The 17151-nt window shown below is 32.9% G+C and carries 16 protein-coding genes, 1 tRNA gene and 2 pseudogenes; 4 read left to right on the top strand and 15 right to left on the bottom strand.

Annotated features, from left to right (window positions below; genetic code table 11):
* Positions 1–44 precede the first annotated feature (44 nt).
* The 4 genes from sodC to ACFINH_RS04315 all read right to left on the bottom strand — a co-directional run bounded on the left by sodC (position 45) and on the right by ACFINH_RS04315 (position 3409).
* The gene (gene sodC / locus ACFINH_RS04330) at positions 45–572 is read right to left on the bottom strand and encodes a superoxide dismutase [Cu-Zn] SodC (RefSeq protein ID WP_375632234.1); all 528 of its coding nucleotides are present in this window, start codon (positions 570–572) and stop codon (positions 45–47) included.
* A gap of 454 nt (positions 573–1026) precedes the next feature.
* Entirely contained in the window at positions 1027–1350 is a 324-nt protein-coding gene (locus tag ACFINH_RS04325) for a hypothetical protein (RefSeq protein WP_375628109.1), read from the bottom strand.
* On the bottom strand, positions 1328–1672 hold the full coding sequence (locus tag ACFINH_RS04320) for a hypothetical protein (RefSeq protein WP_375611907.1): 345 nt from the start codon (positions 1670–1672) through the stop codon (positions 1328–1330). The genes ACFINH_RS04325 and ACFINH_RS04320 overlap by 23 nt, the downstream gene beginning before the upstream one ends.
* Positions 1673–2182: 510 nt before the next feature.
* Positions 2183–3409, bottom strand: coding sequence for a UbiH/UbiF family hydroxylase (locus tag ACFINH_RS04315; protein ID WP_375632233.1), 1227 nt, complete (start codon positions 3407–3409; stop codon positions 2183–2185).
* 185 nt (positions 3410–3594) lie between these two features.
* Between ACFINH_RS04315 and pcsA the strand changes: the two genes are divergently transcribed.
* The 3 genes from pcsA to ACFINH_RS04300 are packed head-to-tail and all read left to right on the top strand — an operon-like array spanning position 3595 to position 5890.
* Positions 3595–4407 (top strand): phosphatidylcholine synthase, encoded by an 813-nt coding sequence (pcsA, locus tag ACFINH_RS04310; RefSeq protein ID WP_375632232.1) that lies wholly within the window; start codon positions 3595–3597, stop codon positions 4405–4407.
* 26 nt (positions 4408–4433) lie between these two features.
* On the top strand, positions 4434–5480 hold the full coding sequence (locus ACFINH_RS04305) for an enoyl-CoA hydratase/isomerase family protein (protein ID WP_375632231.1): 1047 nt from the start codon (positions 4434–4436) through the stop codon (positions 5478–5480).
* On the top strand, positions 5477–5890 hold the full coding sequence (locus tag ACFINH_RS04300; RefSeq protein ID WP_375632230.1) for a DUF6163 family protein: 414 nt from the start codon (positions 5477–5479) through the stop codon (positions 5888–5890). Before ACFINH_RS04305 ends, ACFINH_RS04300 begins: the two co-directional genes overlap by 4 nt.
* 314 nt (positions 5891–6204) lie before the next feature.
* Here the strand turns inward: ACFINH_RS04300 and ACFINH_RS04295 are convergent, their stop codons facing one another.
* The 10 genes and pseudogenes from ACFINH_RS04295 to ACFINH_RS04250 form a co-directional block, all read right to left on the bottom strand.
* A complete protein-coding gene (locus ACFINH_RS04295) occupies positions 6205–6567 on the bottom strand; it encodes a hypothetical protein (protein WP_375618144.1) in 363 nt (120 codons plus the stop codon).
* Positions 6568–6690: 123 nt separating this feature from the next.
* Positions 6691–6819, bottom strand: a pseudogene (locus ACFINH_RS04290) (MBL fold metallo-hydrolase); the annotation flags it as partial.
* A gap of 56 nt (positions 6820–6875) precedes the next feature.
* Positions 6876–7235 carry a hypothetical protein gene (locus ACFINH_RS04285; RefSeq protein WP_375632229.1) on the bottom strand — a complete coding sequence of 120 codons (360 nt, stop codon included), beginning with the start codon at positions 7233–7235 and terminating at the stop codon, positions 6876–6878.
* A gap of 109 nt (positions 7236–7344) precedes the next feature.
* Positions 7345–8154 carry an MBL fold metallo-hydrolase gene (locus tag ACFINH_RS04280; protein ID WP_375632228.1) on the bottom strand — a complete coding sequence of 270 codons (810 nt, stop codon included), beginning with the start codon at positions 8152–8154 and terminating at the stop codon, positions 7345–7347.
* Between the two features lie 10 nt (positions 8155–8164).
* A complete protein-coding gene (locus tag ACFINH_RS04275; RefSeq protein WP_375632227.1) occupies positions 8165–8938 on the bottom strand; it encodes a TatD family hydrolase in 774 nt (257 codons plus the stop codon).
* On the bottom strand, positions 8928–10487 hold the full coding sequence (gene metG / locus ACFINH_RS04270) for a methionine--tRNA ligase (RefSeq protein WP_375629838.1): 1560 nt from the start codon (positions 10485–10487) through the stop codon (positions 8928–8930). Before metG ends, ACFINH_RS04275 begins: the two co-directional genes overlap by 11 nt.
* Before the next feature lie 76 nt (positions 10488–10563).
* Entirely contained in the window at positions 10564–11607 is a 1044-nt protein-coding gene (locus tag ACFINH_RS04265) for a DNA polymerase III subunit delta' (protein ID WP_375632226.1), read from the bottom strand.
* A complete protein-coding gene (gene tmk, locus ACFINH_RS04260) occupies positions 11604–12248 on the bottom strand; it encodes a dTMP kinase (protein WP_375632225.1) in 645 nt (214 codons plus the stop codon). Before tmk ends, ACFINH_RS04265 begins: the two co-directional genes overlap by 4 nt.
* 28 nt (positions 12249–12276) lie before the next feature.
* Entirely contained in the window at positions 12277–13440 is a 1164-nt protein-coding gene (locus tag ACFINH_RS04255; protein ID WP_375632224.1) for a D-alanyl-D-alanine carboxypeptidase family protein, read from the bottom strand.
* Between the two features lie 1089 nt (positions 13441–14529).
* Entirely contained in the window at positions 14530–15429 is a 900-nt protein-coding gene (locus ACFINH_RS04250; RefSeq protein ID WP_375632223.1) for a septal ring lytic transglycosylase RlpA family protein, read from the bottom strand.
* Positions 15430–15705: 276 nt separating this feature from the next.
* Between ACFINH_RS04250 and ACFINH_RS04245 the strand changes: the two are divergent.
* A pseudogene (locus ACFINH_RS04245) lies at positions 15706–15892 on the top strand (integrase); the annotation flags it as partial.
* A gap of 90 nt (positions 15893–15982) precedes the next feature.
* On the opposite strand, the gene ACFINH_RS04240 reads toward ACFINH_RS04245, so the two are convergent.
* Positions 15983–16058, bottom strand: a tRNA-Lys gene (locus tag ACFINH_RS04240).
* Between the last annotated feature and the right edge of the window lie 1093 nt (positions 16059–17151).

Raw genomic sequence — 17151 nt, 5'->3', positions numbered from 1 at the left:
GGTAAAGGAAGTGTGTACTGTCGCAGTCTGCCACAATACTCTCTTTATTTTTCAATAATACCGCACGCTAAACGTGCACCACCTCCGCCAAGCGGTAATGGTTTATCTGATTGATTATCAGCCCCTAAATGAATGACTAAAGAGCGCCCTTTAATTTCAGAGATTTTTTTTAATCGTGGAGCAAGAACGCTCATTATGGCATATCCCTGCTTATCAACATAAAGTGCTGGTAAATCACCAAGATGACCATTGACATTATAAGGTCCTAAATGTTTTCCGGTATGTTCCGGATCATAATGTCCACCTGCGCTTCCACCAATTATGCCATCTTTTGTATCACATGAAGGATTTACATGTACATGAAAACCATGCATTCCTTCTGATAAAGTAGATAAATTAGGGATGAAAATCAAACCGTATGTGGTTTCTTCAATTTTAATGCTACCAATAGCCTTTTTGGAATTGTTATATTCTAATTTATAAATATTTACTTGTTTTGATAGTGCTAATGCAGAATTTTTATGAATTAAAAATGCCATAAAAAACAATAATGATAATAATATTTTTTTCATAAAATACCTTTATAATTATATTTTAATATATTGTTGTCTATAAATAACAATCTATATTAATGATATATTATATAAATGTCTTAAATTTAACTTTAAGAAAAATAATTTACATAGAAATATTCTGTTATTAGAAAGAGCAAATAAATTAAAGTGTGTTTATATATATTTCTGAACATAACTTTTATTTTTTGATCTATAAAAAATACAGCTTTTATGGATGGATAATTATATCTCACTTACATTTCTTCAAGAGATGCTTTTAAAAAATCTACTTTTTGAGGTATAATAAGAAATTAAATAAGGAATTTTAGTAAGTTAGCTATTATTTCATTTATAATATGATGATCGTTTCATCAAAAAAAGAACATATAATTTGTTGATGATTTAATTGTTTTTCATAGAAAAAATGACGAGAAATTTCTATTCATTATGAAATTTATAAGAGAAAAAATTATTATGATTCATATAAATTTCCCAATAAAATACAGCATATACCGACACTCCCTCCCATTCCTGATCCTATCAGTGCTCCTATTATTATTCCGGAAGAAAGTGCTACTCCTATACCCATTGCGATAACTGGACCAAATCCTGGAAGAGCAATATAACCATAAGCTGCAAGAGTTGCCGCGATAGCTCCTGATATGCTACCATTTAAACCGCCAATGAAAGAAAATTCTTTAATAGAATGGCAGTACTTTTTTAATTTTTTTTTCTTACAGCTGTGAAAAGAAACGTTGCTGTAAGTTTTTAAATCAATCATATTCTTTTCTTTCATTTTGAATGCTAACTGTTCCTGAATAGTCAACGGATACGAAAAAATGGGACTTTTTAAATTTTACTAAAGCACGCCAGATACCATTGTCATCTAAGCGCAATCGTTTAATATTCTCAAAACCATTTTGCATAAGACAATTTTTAACTTGTGAAGCAGTAAATGAGTTCTGACCTATTTTAGTGACCTTTTGAGTAGAGCTATAGGTAAAGGTTTGACAATAAGGAAGGTGAAAAACTTCACTTATTGAAGTCGTGACTATCAACGAGACACATGCAATCATTATAAAAAAAGTACTTAATTTCAAAAAATTATTTAGTGTCATCTTGTTACCATTTGTTGAAACAACACTTCATTAACCTCTGTGTTACTAACAGGTTCCAAAGATGATTTTATTTTTAATATTATACTTAACAATAAAAATTTTTGAAAATATATTGATTAAATAAAACTGTTTTTATTTATTTTCTTATTAAAATTAATTTAATGAAATAAATTTTTCAAAACGGTATTATTTTTCATTTTATTTATAGTTCTAAATTTAACAGCTATGATTTAGCAAGATATCTTTATAATTTAATTTGTAGTCTATAATTCAGTTTTCTCTTATTTCATATCAACATACTAAATAATATAATAATTTTTAATAAAAAATAATTTACAGTTATATTAATTAAACATTTTATTATTATAAATAAATCAATAAATATAATTAATTATTTTAATATAATTTGTTACTTCTTAGAAATAACAAAAATATTTTTTTACATCAGTAATAGATATGATTCAAAATACAATTTATTATTTTTTATCTTACGTTATTATTCATTATTGCTTAGTAGAGCTGTTTTGATGATTTTGTTGGAAATATTTGCATAATTTCCTTGAATCCATAACCAGGATACATTCCTTCGCGCATAAATAAATTACGTAATGGTGGGAAACTATGCAACAAACCAAGCCCAATGCTTCGTATGATATGAACAGGCAACATATGAGAAAGTAGAGCAGAGTTCAGTGTATGAACAGCTCCACTTCGGATTAATATATCTGGTTTGCGGCATTTGTTATAATGTGCAACAATCATTTCAGAGTTAGAATTGGATATTTTATTGGGTAAAATATCAATTAAAGTTTGGACATCACGGAATCCTAAATTCAATCCCTGTGCCCCAATAGGGGGAAAAACATGAGCGGCTTCACCCACTAAAATTGTTCGATTAGCAGCAAAATGATGAGAAAGAAGTCCGAAAAGCGGCCATGCTTGAATTGATGTTTCTAAGCTTAGCTTTCCAAGCATTGATTGCATTTGGTTTTCGATCATTTTTGCAATTGTTTTTGGTTCTATATTTAATAATTCCTCAGCGCGGGAAGGATGAACAACCCATACAAGACTAGATCTTCGTCCTGGTAGTGGAACCTGTGTAAATGGACCGTGTTCTGTATGAAATTCAGTTGATGTATTTTGATGAGAAAACTCATGAGAAAAGTTGAGAACAAGTGCTTTTTGGGGATAATTCCACTGTTTGACACTTATCCCTGCTGCGGCACGTGTAAGAGAGTGACGTCCATCAGCTGCAACAACAAGTGGTGCTTGAATAATTCTATGATCAGCAAGAGTAATGCATACATGGTTTTTTGTGTGATGAACAGATTTGGCTGCAGAAACAAATCTTGTAATATTGGGCGTATGTGTAACAGCGTCGACTAAAGCACTGTTCAATTTTACATTAGGTATATTATAGCCAAAAGCTTTTTCGCCAATTTCAGTAGAAGAAAAATGCACCGTAGGAGCATGCACAATTCTAGAAGTTATATCTATAATTCTCATGGACGATAAAGCAGCTGCATGTTTTTGAAGATTATCCCAAATATTGAGTTTTTGAAGCATGCGTATTGCAGGCATCATAAGAGCCGTTGTCCGTAACTCATCTGTATGAGCAGGGGGCCCAACAAGAAAAACAGAAAGCCCCTTCTGTGCAAGACTCAGCGCGGCTAACATTCCGACAGGACCTGCACCAATAACAGCAATATCTTTATGCTCTTCCTTTTCAAATATCACAACGATTTGAACCTTTATTCATTGAGAAAATATTTTAACATTTCCAAATGATCTCTCTCTTTTTATTATATGAAGCTCTTCTATTATTATAGTATGTAATAAATAATGCGATATAAAAAAGTAACCTTTTTATGATTTTTTTAAATGCTGAGTTATATCATCGTTAAAAAATGGCGTATTGATAGATGGTTGAAGACTTTAAAAACGAGGATAAGAAAACCTTGAAACGTAAATTAACAAAGAAAATCAAAACAAATGCTAAATTATTACGCCATAAAAAAGTAACAATGCCACAAGCAAAGGCCTTTTCCGTTCATTTACTAACAGCTTCGGGATCATTTTTAGCGTTTCTTTCTCTTATATCAGCCTCTCAAAAAGAATGGACAGCTATGTTCTGTTGGCTTGGGCTTGCTCTTCTCGTTGATGGTATAGATGGACCAATTGCACGCAAACTTGATGTTAAGTACGTTCTTCCAACATGGTCTGGAGAGCTGTTAGATAATATTATTGATTACGTGACTTATGTCTTAATTCCTGCCTTTGCACTCTATCAAAGTGGTTTCATGGGGGTAGGATTATCATTTTCATTGAGTGCAATTATTGTTATTTCATCTGCTATTTATTATGCAGATACTAGTATGAAAACCAAAGAAAACTTTTTTAAAGGATTTCCTGTTGTTTGGAATATGATGATTTTTACGCTTTTTGTCGTCAGACCAGGAGAGTGGATTACTTTTATCATTATTGTTTTATCGGCGATTATATCTTTTTTGCCAATTTATTTTATTCATCCAGTAAGAGTCCTTCGTTTACGTAGAATTAATTTTCCCATTTTTCTCTTATGGTGTTTTTTTGGTATTTCTGCCTTCTTTTATCAACTAGAGGCTCCCTATTGGGTTAAAATAGGAATTTCGGTAACAGGAATTTATATATATTGTATTGGCGCAATCATGCAAATATTTCCTAAACTTGGGGCAAAAAGTATAAAAAAACAATGAAATAATTGTTTTAAGAAGGGTGTGAGATGCAAATTAATTTTGGAGCAGATGATGATATTTCTTTTACGAAAGAAGGGCGTGCTGGTATTATAAAGCTCACACGTCCTTCAGCATTAAACGCTCTTAATCAACGAATGGTTTCAGCTTTAAAAAAAGCTCTCAGAACATGGGAAACAGATGATAATGTTTCTTGTGTCTTAATTGAAGGGGAAGGGCGTGCTTTTTGTGCTGGTGGAGATGTTGTAGAAATCTATCATATGGGGAAAAGTGCTGCTGCTTGTCAATACTTTAGAAATGAATATAGTTTAAATGCTTATATCAAACATTTTTCAAAGCCCTACATTTCTTTCTTAAACGGTATTTGGATGGGAGGAGGGGTAGGTATTTCTCTCTATGGCTCGCATCGAATTGTTACAGAAAATACAGTTTTTGCTATGCCAGAAGGTGCGATTGGATTTTTCCCAGATGTAGGTGCAAGTTTTTTCTTACCATCTCTTCCCAATCATTTTGGTATCTATCTTGCATTAACGGGCGCACGTATAAAGTGGGGAGATTGCTTAAATTTAGGATTAGCAACACACGCCGTTGCTGAAACTGAATTCGATATGATTAGAAAAGCTGTTATTGAGCAAGGAGATCCTACTTTAGCTTTAAACGAGCGAGCAATTACAAAAGACTATGAAACAAGTCATGAAATACGTTGTATTATTAACACTTGTTTTAGTGCACATACCTTAGAAGAATGTCTTGAGTTGCTACATAAAAAAAGCAATGAAGATGTTTTATTTGCTAAAGAATGTTATGATATTTTGCAGTCACGTTCTCCAACAAGTTTAAAAGTTATCTGGAAACAAATGAAACAAAATTCATCTCAAACGTTGGAAGATTGTATGAAAATTGAAAACCGCATAGCGTATCATATGATTCATTCACATGATTTTTATGAAGGTACACGTGCTATGTTAATCGATAAGGATAAAAGACCTCAATGGCAACCAGATAAACTTTCAAATGTGACAGATGAAATGGTAGATTCTTACTTCCAACCTGTTGAACAAGAGTTATTATTGTGAAAAATAATTCTCACAAACAGATTTCAAAAATCAATTTAATCTATAACTGTTACTTACGGTTTTTGGCATTTATTTGCTTAGTTCTAGGTATTTGTTATTGGATACGCCTTGTTGGGGTTTTTCCAGGTATTCTATGGCGTTTTGATCTTATGCCTTGGCAGTGGCAATTTGCATCAGCTATATTGGCTATTCTCTATCCTATTGCCTTAGTTGGACTTTGGATGTATTCACTATGGGGTATCATTGTGTGGTGTATTGCAGCGTTGATTGAAGCAATAACAATATATTATTCCGATTTTATTTATCAGCCATTTGTACCATCATTTCATGGAATATTGTTTTTAGCTTTTATAGTACTACAAATTGTAATTATTTTTTTTAAAAGAGTAAAAAATAAAAAAACATTGTGATTAAAATTTTCGAGCCAGAATAACAGGCTCGATTTTCGATCTTAGTTAACTTAAGTAGCTCATTTTAAAGCTTCGTTCCTCAAAACGCTGATGCTAGCTATACTTTTCCATAAAGTTCCATAATATATATTATGCGATAATATGATGCAGAAGATAAATCCTTTATCCAAAAAGAAAACCCTCCTTTAAAACATCATCATATTTATATCATACAATTTACTTTTAAAATAAAATTTGGTCTTTAAAGTACATTCCTTAAAGACCAAAAATAGTGATAGTGATAATGAAATTACGTATAATAAAACTAAGAAAAATTATTGTGCTATTTGACAACGTTTCGTACGTGCAAGATCACTCAAAACAGCATTACGGTTATTTAAAGCTGAAATTTCATTACTTTCACTGGATTTAGGATCTATAAAAAACAAAGCAGGAAGAAATACAAGACTTGTTGCTGCTAAAGCCGCATTTTTATTTCTTGCTTTATAACGCTCTCTAATTGTAGCATCGATTTGGCGCTTATTAGCAAAAAATTCCCGTTGAATATCAGAACAACTCATTGTTCCATCATGTAATGTGGTAACTGGAATATTTTTTTCTAAACGCCCCCCACATGCTGTCAAAAAAAACGCTAAAACGACAATACATACACCCCATTTAAAATTTTCTTTATACATAAAAACCTCACTTTTAACACAAAATGTTTTTAATGAGATTTAAATAGAGCAAAAGTAAGATTAAAATTTTAACAAATATACTATCAACAAAAATATATTTCGTTAATAAGTTCACGCATCTGTTTAAAAAGTAAGACCTTGATATGCAGGTTTTACATAGGATGGGACGTAATTTACGACCACATTGTAATTATGTGTGAGTAGAGCTTCAATGATGAGAACATCCAAATCCATTAATTTCGATTTGGTCTTTAAGGTATATTCCTTAAAGACCAAAAAATGAAATTACATATGATAAATAAGAAAAATTACTGTACTATTTTACAACGTTTCATACGTGCAAGATCACTCAAAACAGCATTACGATTATTTAAAGCCGAAATTTCATTGCTTTCACTGGATTTAGGATCCATAAAAAATAGAGCAGGTAAAAATACAACACCTGCCGCTGCTAAAGCTACATTTTTATTTCTTGCTGTAGAACGCTCTCTAATTGTATCATTAATCTGACGTTTATTAGCAAAAAACTCCCGTTGAATATCGGCACAACTCATTGATCCGTCATGTAATGTTGTCGTTGCAATATTTTTTTCTAAACGCCCCCCACATGCTGTTAAGGAAACCGCTAAAACCACAATACATACACCCCGCTTAAAATTCTTATACATAAAAACCTCATTTTAAACATAAAAAAGTAACATTTATGTCAAAAATAAAACAAAATAAAGGATAATCTTCAAAAAACTTTATTTAACGTAAAATATTGTATGAATAAGCTTATGCAGTTGTTTCGAAAGTAAGACCTTGATATGCAGGTTTTACATAGGATGGAACGTAATTTATAACCTTATTGTAATCCAGCGATCTGTCCATATGTGTGAGTATTGCTTGTTTCGGCTTTAAATATTCTATCCACTGTAATGCTTGATCAACAGAAAAATGACTCGGATGGGATTTAAATTGAAGAGCTTCAATGATGAGAACATCCAAATCCATTAATTTGGATAAAGTTTTTTCAGGAAATTCACTAACATCCGTACAATAGGCAACATTCCCAATCCGAAAACCTAAGGAATGAATGTTTCCGTGGTGTTGTAAATGTGTATTGACGCTTATTTCTCCACCCTGCCCCTGAATAATAAATTGGCTATCTTCATTGATAAGATGCTCTTTTAAAATGGGAGAATAAGATGAATCTTTTGGAGTTTGAAAACAATATCCGAAAGCACTTTTGAGATGCTCTAGTGTAAATCTGTCGGCATAGATATCTATTAAACATTTTTGTGCAAGTGCATAGCTGCGTAAATCATCAATACCGTGGATATGGTCTGCATGAGAATGCGTGTAAAGAGCAGCATCAAGATGGCTTACACGCGCATCGATCATTTGTGAGCGAAAATCTGGACCTGTATCAATAACGATCGTTGTTTTGCCTCCTGAAGGTTTAATACGTTCAACTAATAAAGAACTTCTGTAGCGTTTATTTTTAGGGTTATTCGGATCACATGTTCCCCAATCACCATTAGGTCTTGGCACTCCTGGAGAAGGACCACAACCTAATATTGTAAATCGGTATTGATCACACATATCTTTTGCCTTATTTCATTTTGCTAAATAAACGAAAAGCATTACGCGTTGTTATTTGAGCTGTTTCTTCAATGCTTAAGCCAATTGTTTCAGCCAAAACAGCTGCTGTATAACATACAAAAGATGGTTCATTTGTTTTGCCCCGATGGGGACTAGGTGCTAAAAATGGAGCATCTGTTTCCACTAACAAATGCTCATGGGGCACAATTTTTGCTATTTCACGGATTTCAAGTGCGTTTTTAAAAGTAAGAATACCCGAAAAAGAAATATAACCACCAAGTTCAATTCCAGCACGAGCAAGTTGCATTCCAGACGAATAACAATGGAGGATAAAGGGAAAAGCTCCTTCTTTTGTCTGTTCACGTAATATTTTCTCCATATCGATATCGGCATTGCGTGAATGTATAACAAGAGGAATCTGTGTTTCTCGAGAAGCAATGATATGTTCTTGAAAAACTTTCTTTTGCTCTTCTGGTGTAGAGTAATCATAATGATAATCAAGGCCCCCTTCCCCAAACGCAACAATTTTAGGGTGATTCGAGAGCTGTATAAGCTCTTCCGCTGTAATATTTTGTTCTTCATGCGCGTGATTGGGGTGTGTTCCAACGGAACAAAAGACTTGATCATAGCTTTGCGCAATGGCTAACAGTTTATCTAACTTATGAACATGGGTTGAAATTGTTATCATACGTTTAACGTCAGTATCTAAAGCCCGTTGGATAACATTATCCAAATCTTGTGAAAAGTCTTCAAAATCAAGATGACAATGTGTATCAATCAACATGATGAGTATCTTCTTTCTTCAAGATATAACGAGGAAAAATTGGTTCTGGTGGTGGAAGATCAAGCCCTTCTTGAATTTTTGAATGACTTATATGATACAATAACCGATCATCTTCAGCAACCGCAAGGCTATCAAGAAGTTTCGCTGCTGATTGGGGTATGAAAGGCAAAAGCATAATTCCTATTCTCCGCAAGATTTCTACAGTTATATAAAGAACTGTAGAAAATCGTTCTCGATCGTTTTTACGTAAACTCCAAGGTTGTTCGTTGGCAAAATAGCGATTGGCATCTGCTACAATTGAAAAAATAGCTGAAAGTGCTAAATGCATACTATAAGAAGACATAGCTTGGTGTACAGTTTCAAGTACTTGAAGAGATTGTTCTAAAAGCTGTTTATCTTGAGCTAAAAATGAAGCTGGTTTCGGGACTTGTGCATTACAATTTTTGGCAATCATAGACAAACAGCGCTGTGCTAAATTACCAAGATCGTTAGCAAGATCAGCATTAATACGGTTCACAAGGCTTTCATGACTATAACTACCATCTTGTCCGAATGGCACTTCACGGAGAAGGAAATAACGGACCTGATCAAGACCATAATGATCAACCATTTCAAAAGGATCAACGACATTTCCAATAGATTTTGACATTTTTGCACCACGATTAAGTAAAAAACCATGTGCAAAAATATTTTTAGGCAATTCAATTCCAGCAGACATTAAAAATGCCGGCCAATAGACTGCATGAAAACGAATAATATCCTTACCAATAATATGCGTATTTGCAGGCCAAAAATCACGTTTTTTTGAATTTTCATTGAAAAAACCTATTGCTGATAGATAATTTGTAAGCGCATCAACCCAGACATACATCACGTGCTTTGGATTCTCAGGAACAGCAATTCCCCAGTTAAAACTTGCGCGTGAAATAGAGATATCTTTTAAACCTGATTTGATAAAACTTATAATTTCATTACGCCGCTCAAATGGAGCAATAAAATCAGGATGTTTTTCATAATATTCAAGAAGAGCCTTTTCATAATGAGAAAGTCTAAAAAAATAACTTTCTTCTTCATTCCATTCAACTGGAGAGCCTAATTCTTTCTCACGACGGATGTTGTCTGCTCCAATTTCCGTATCTTTTTCTTCATAATAGGCTTCTTGGCGAACCGAATACCACCCCGTATAACGACCGAGATAAATATCGCCATTTGCTTCCATCTTTTTCCAAATTTCTTGACAAGCTTGATAATGGCGTTCTTCTGTCGTACGGATAAAATCATCGTTAGAACAATTTAATACTGCAAGCATTTTTTGAAACACCGCACTATTACGATCTGCAAGTTGCTGAGGTGTCATGCCTAATGCAGCTGCGGTTTGTTGCATCTTGAGACCATGCTCATCTGTACCAGAAAGAAAAAATACATTTTTTCCATTTAACCGTTGAAAGCGGGCTAAAACATCGCTTGCAATGGCACTATAAGCATGTCCAATATGTGGAGCACCATTAGGATAAAAAATGGGAGTTGTTATGTAATATGTGTCACGCATGTCATACTCGTTGTAAAACGCTATAAATAGAAGATATAATGACATAACGCTTGTTCATCGCATTGTCACGGAAAAACTAATTCTCATGAATGATCTTATGAACTTTAAAAAGTAAGTTAATAACAAACTGCTTTTTATCGAGATTAAACAGTTGTATTTCCTCTATTTCTTGATGAATCTCCTGCCATTTTTCCGCATATTTTTTTGAGAGAAATAAGTCTCCCTTTTCAACGAGCATGATAGCTTTTTTTTGAATTTTATTAAGAATTTCATCACAAAATTGTTGAAATTGGAATGTAGAAGAAGCAGATGAAAATGTTTGTGCAAGAGTATGTACAATTGTTGCGTTACAAACAGGTTTCTCTAGGAGAGCATCAATTGTTTTAATAACTTCAAGACCGCCATGGCAAATAAGTAAAGCGGCTTTTCGAGGACTTCCTTTAGATTTTTTAATAATCATTTCAATTGTTTTTTCATCAGGTAAATCCTGATCGGCGAAAATATGTATAATAACTTTTTTCATTTCATCGTTATTCAACGGACGAAAAGAAATTTTTTGACACCGTGAATGGATTGTTGGAAGCAATTTTCCTGAAGAATGTGCGATAATAACAAATAACGTTTTTGTAGGTGGTTCTTCAAGTATTTTGAGAATTGCATTTGCTGCATTTCTATTCATATCATCTGCAGAATCAATAATAACAATACGCCATCCATTATCTTGCGATGTTCGACTTAAAAAATGCATAATATCACGGATATCATCAACGAGTATTCCTGTTTTAAACTTTTGTGTTTTCACATCAAATCGACGTGAAATATACAAAAGACCAGGGTGACTTCCTTGTGTAATTTGGCGCCATGGGGTAGAATAAGGATCGGGTTTCAAGAAAGAACTCTGTTGAAAACTTAAAATGTTCCAAGCAAGATGAAAGGCTAATGTAGCCTTTCCAATCCCGTATTCTCCTTCAAATAATAATGCATGATGCAAACGCTCTTCTTTAAGCATTTGTGTCAAAAAATGACGCACATCCTCATGACCAAAGATAACATTGTTCTGGGATGGTGATAAAATTGTATCAATATCATCATATTGGCGTAAGGTATTTAAATTACTCATGAAAGCTGATCCAACAATACCTGATGACAAATATTTTTTATTTGATGAGCAATAGCTTCCACTGAGCCAGTGGCATCAATGACTCGAAATCTATGGGGTTCTTGTTTGGCCAATTGAAGAAAAGCCTGACGTCTTTGTTCTTGAATTTCCAACTGATCTTTTTCAAAATAATCAATTTCTTCTGTTTTTTTTCTTCGTAAATTTGCACGCTTCATACCACACATTGCTGGCATATCTAATAAAAATGTTAAATGAGGCAAAATACCATTGAGCGCAATACACTCTAAAACAGAAAGAAGAGAAGAACTGACTCTATTATTGAGTCCTTGATAAACGCGTGTAGAATCAATAAAGCGGTCACATAAAACGATTTTACCTTTTTGCAAAGAAGGTGCAATAACTTCATGAAAATGGTCAGCGCGTGCAGCTGTAAACAAAACAGCTTCAATCAACGGTCCATACTGTTGCGCCTGCCCCGACAACAAAATATGCCGGATTGCTTCTGCTCCTGGCGTTCCTCCTGGTTCTCGTGTTGTAACAACATCATAACCTTGGTGAGAGAGAGACTCAGCAAGTAAAGAAATCTGCACCGTTTTTCCTACCCCCTCCCCTCCTTCGAATGTAATAAAATAACCTGACACGTATGACCTTAACCTTATTAGCGCGTAACTACAAATATTTCCGTAACCATCCAATTGTTATTTCATAGAATGCATTTTTTACTTTTGCAAAGAAACTTCCTTCCTGAATATTCATTCCGGCAAAAACTAGTTTTTCCAGAAGAACCTTTTTATCTTCTAAAATTTGAATAACACCAACTGATTGCCCAGAAACGATGGGGGCTTTCAATGGACCATGATATTTAATTTTTGCTTTAACATTTACTTTTTTTTCATTCGAAAGCATAAAACTTATTGGTGTTTTAACAATGAGTGGAACAAAATTTTTCTTACCACCGTAAACAGAAGCACGACCAACCGTTTCTTCTTTTGTGAAAATTGTTTTGAGATCAAATGCCGTCATCCCCCATTGAAGAATGCGTTCTATTTCTTTTGTATATTTTTTACCATCTTGCAAACCATTGATTGCTAAAAAAAGCCGTCGATGATTTTTAGAAATGGTGGCAACCATTGAAAAACCTTCTTTTTCACTGTAGCCAAAACCAAATCCTTCTACACCAATTTCCTTAGAAATAAGAGGATTTTTATTACGTTGAAAAATATTATTCCATGTAAAATGAGGCTCACAATAAAGTGCATAATAATCCGGATATTCCTGAACAATATGACGTGCTAATATAATCATATCACGCACAGTTACAAATTGTCCCTCTTCGGGTAGCCCTGTAGCATTAACAAAATGACTCTGAGATAATCCGATTATTTTTGCGCGCTGATTCATCAGTTTTACAAAATGATCTTCATGTCCTGATATTCCTTCAGCAAGAATAATAGCAGCATCATTTCCATTCACAATAATTAAACCACGTAAAAGATCAGAAACACTGATTTCTGTCTTTATCTTTGCAAACATAGTGGTTGTACCGGAAGGTGCTCCACCTTTGCGCCAAGCATTTTCACTGACCTTGAATTTCTGCGTACTTTTTAATAATCCTTTTTTTAATTGATGAAATACAACTTCTGCTGTCATCAATTTTACTAATGAAGCAGGAAAAAAAGGAATATCACTTTGTTTTTCATAAAGTATTGTCTCTGTATCATCATCGAGTAATAACAGTTGTGATGCGGGAGTTTGAAAATCTTGTGCTCTCCCCCACGTATCAAATGCCAATACTCCCCATAATATCAATAAGATCCTTAATGCTGTATACATAGCTGCTCCTCCCATCCCAAAGATCAACATAAAGAATCTTATATAGGAAAAAACTTTTTGATTTCTGAAAATTGAGGAATTATTTACAACTCATAAAAAGATTTTATTTTCATTTAGCTTTAGAAAAAATAATATGACACGTTTTTTATCTTCCATGTAGGTTCAGTTTAACATTTTAAATGTATGAGAGACAAAAGATTTTTTCCTATTTTTATTGATAGTATTTTGATTTGTTATGATAAATTATCATTTTAAAATTGAAGCTAACTCAAAATACTGTAAGATTCTCTCATCCCCTCTTCTCATATTGAATTCATTAAAAATCGCTTACTTACGGGTCATAAGTAGGGTTCGTATATGGATAAAAATTATTAAAAAAGAGAGTAAAAATACTTCTTATAAACCTCTCAAGTGTTAAGAATTATCGCACAAAACATTGGGGACTTGCAAAGTGTATGATGGTGTCGATTTATATCTTCATAAGTGTAAAGATGCTGATGTCTAAAGGCGTTAACAGTTATACCATTCACAGGCGCTGTCGCAAAATAGGCTTGTAGCGTGTTAAAGTATGTCTCTTTTAAATAAGTCCATGAATTGGCAATGTAAGTGTATTTTGTTTGAGACGCTCTGTTTTTCGTGAGGGAACTTACTCCATTAAAGAACATGATAAACAAAAGCATGAGATAATGCATAATCTTTTCATAAGATATTACCGTAGATACTTTAGAAAGATGCAAGGCCGAATCAAAAGAGAATATTTTTTTACTTGTTAAGCTTTTTATTCCTCTCAAATCGATTGTACAAGTTGTTTTAGAGATTACACAAACAGACTGACACAATAATTTACCTTCGTCTAGCAAAAGCTATTACAGCAAGAAAAGTACACGCTTTATTAAGCAAGCAATATCATAAAACGACGAATAGACCAGCAATGGAGTGGAAAGTCCGTACTGAATTTATAATAATAGAACCCAACCACGCTTTTTGAAAAGGACAAAGCGCTTTAAGATAAAAATCCTACACTAAATCCGTAATTTCTTACCTTTTTTACTAGAAAATTATATAGATAAAAAATCAATGCATTTTTTCTTAAAACAGTTGTAGCCAATTAACCTTTGTTTTTTTATTTAGCTTATTCATAGAAGCAACTTGATCGAATGGTATCGGCTTATCAACCATGATAGGACCAATTTCTGGCAATTTAACTGCAACAGTTTTATTACGTTGTTCTTGTTCAACAGCAGCTGCTTTAGCTATTTCTTTTTTGTTCCTTGTATTGCGCTGCTCTTTTAACAAAACAGTTTCTCTTTTTTTCGCAACATTTTCCAACGCTAATGAATATGGGGCAGCATTTCCAGGAGTATAAGAGGACATTAAATATGCAGCATCATAATAGCCAACAGGTGCTTCAGCAATATATTCTACTTTAACATCTGCGACCCCCCTATCTACATACCCCAATATTGCCGCAGCTTGCCTTGATAAATCAATGATTCTGTCTTTCATAAAAGGTCCGCGATCATTCACTCTAACAACGATTGAAGACCCATTTTTCAAATTAGTAACACGAGCATAGCTAGGTAAAGGCATTGTAGGATGAGCAGCAGTCAAAAGATTCATGTCATAAATTTCACCATTGGCAGTTAAACGTCCATGAAAATCTGAACCATACCATGATGCTTCGCCAACACGTTTATAAGTTGGATCACTTTGAGGATAATACCACTTTCCTTTTATTTGATAAGGTTTACCAACAATCGCTCGTCCACGCTTTTTTTCTTCCGATTGATTCTTCTTATTGGATACTTGTTGAGGTAGTACAGAAGTGTTTACGTTAATTGGTTTATTATGATAGGAATCTTTTATTGAAAAATTCATAGTTTGGCTTGCGCAACAAGATACCAGTGACTGAGAAATGACAATCATAGAAAACAATTGAAGTGTTGGTTTAATCATAAAAGTAATTTTCTTTTTTCTATTTGAAGGCATCTATTCAGTCCACTTATTTCTGTTAAGCACTACTGTAAAAACCACATCACGCTTTTTGTACGCAACGGAAGAATTTACGTTTTTAAATGATTCCCCTCGCGTATATACCACTCTTGAATTGGCCCCTTTTATCAAGAAATTAACGTATTGTTAACCTTTTTATGGTTTTTATACAAAATAAATGTACTATAGTAGATGTTAAAAAGATTAAAAGTTAAATAAATCAACATCTTATAGAAAATTCATTTCATAATATAAGTGTGAATAAGTGGTAATTTTAGCAACTTGTTTTGCGAATCATGTAATGCAGTGGGTATTAAAAAATCAACCTATGGATTGAGAAAATTAGAAACCACATGTGCTGCCAACGCAGGTACAATCCTATCGTAATCTTAAAGCTCTTTTTTATTGGACAGGAGACAACATAGCATCGCTCTATTCCAAAACAGCTGATAGAAAATGACAGGTTATAGAATCAACAAAAAACTTCAAAAAGAATAGAAACAAGAAAGATTCTTAAATTTTTTATAGACTATTGATATTAATTTAAATTTGGTGAGCGCGCAGGGATTCGAACCCTGGACCTACTGATTAAAAGTCAGTTGCTCTACCAGCTGAGCTACGCGCTCTCATACAAGCTATCTAGTTTACACACTATCTAATTTGTAGAAAGTGAAGGGAACATACGGTTGACTTTCCATTTGGTCAACACCTTTTGGAGAAAAATATTATTATTTTCTTCAATTATCAATAATTTTTCGTTTTCACCCCTTTACTTCATCATTGTATAAGTACTCTTTAATCTTATTTTTGAAGTTTCAATAAAGGAAAAATTTTACTGCAAAATATTGCATAGATTCGAAGCGTTAAAATTATGAGAAATTACCCCCCTTCCCCTCACATGGGTTGTTGAGCATAATGGGTAGAGAAGAAAAAATACCTTTTATTATAATATTATTTTTATATCTTAGTGTTCAATTTTTAAATATAAATACAGATTTATAAGATAATATATTGATTTATAATAATTTACCATTTTTTTCACTTGAGTGAGAAGTCTCAAATACTGTAAGCTTATCTCATTTCAAACCTTTTTTATATTGAAACAATAAAAAGGATTTTCTTAACCAATATAAGTGAGAGAATAAAACTATAAAAAAGAAATGAAAATACCTTTTATGCCTCCTTTCAATAATCAAAATTTATCGCAACATTAGGGTTCATGAAAATAGTATATAGCAGTTGACACGTTAGACCTGAAAATGGAACAATGAGCAACAATGGCATTTTGAGAGTATAATTTTATTTATGCATAATGAATATATAACGAAAGCCAGTTTATCCTATAGAATAAAGTAGATATGAAGCAAAATTTAGTCTCATTGAAAATATCTCGAATGACTATAAATTGTGTTCACTATTAGAGCTGTAGATAATTTTACTAAGAATAAAAAAGCAGAAATAATATGCAGTATGTAAAATGATTTTAAATACCCATAGAGAGTTCTAAATATATAGAATGCCTTCTATTTAACTTTTTTATATCAGAAATTACAAAACATGTAGATATATTTTTAGAAGAAAAGGATAATACTGGTCATAAAATTTGGTGTTAGACAATTCAGTCAGAACTATAAAGTATATATATACATTATTTAATATTAATATATATAGTATATAAATAATAATTTAAATATATCGATAAATAAACATATTGATTTA

The sequence above is a fragment of the Bartonella sp. AA74HLJMH genome (assembly GCF_042197045.1).
Lineage (GTDB): Bacteria > Pseudomonadota > Alphaproteobacteria > Rhizobiales > Rhizobiaceae > Bartonella.
This window is presented reverse-complemented; position numbering and strand designations above follow the sequence as displayed.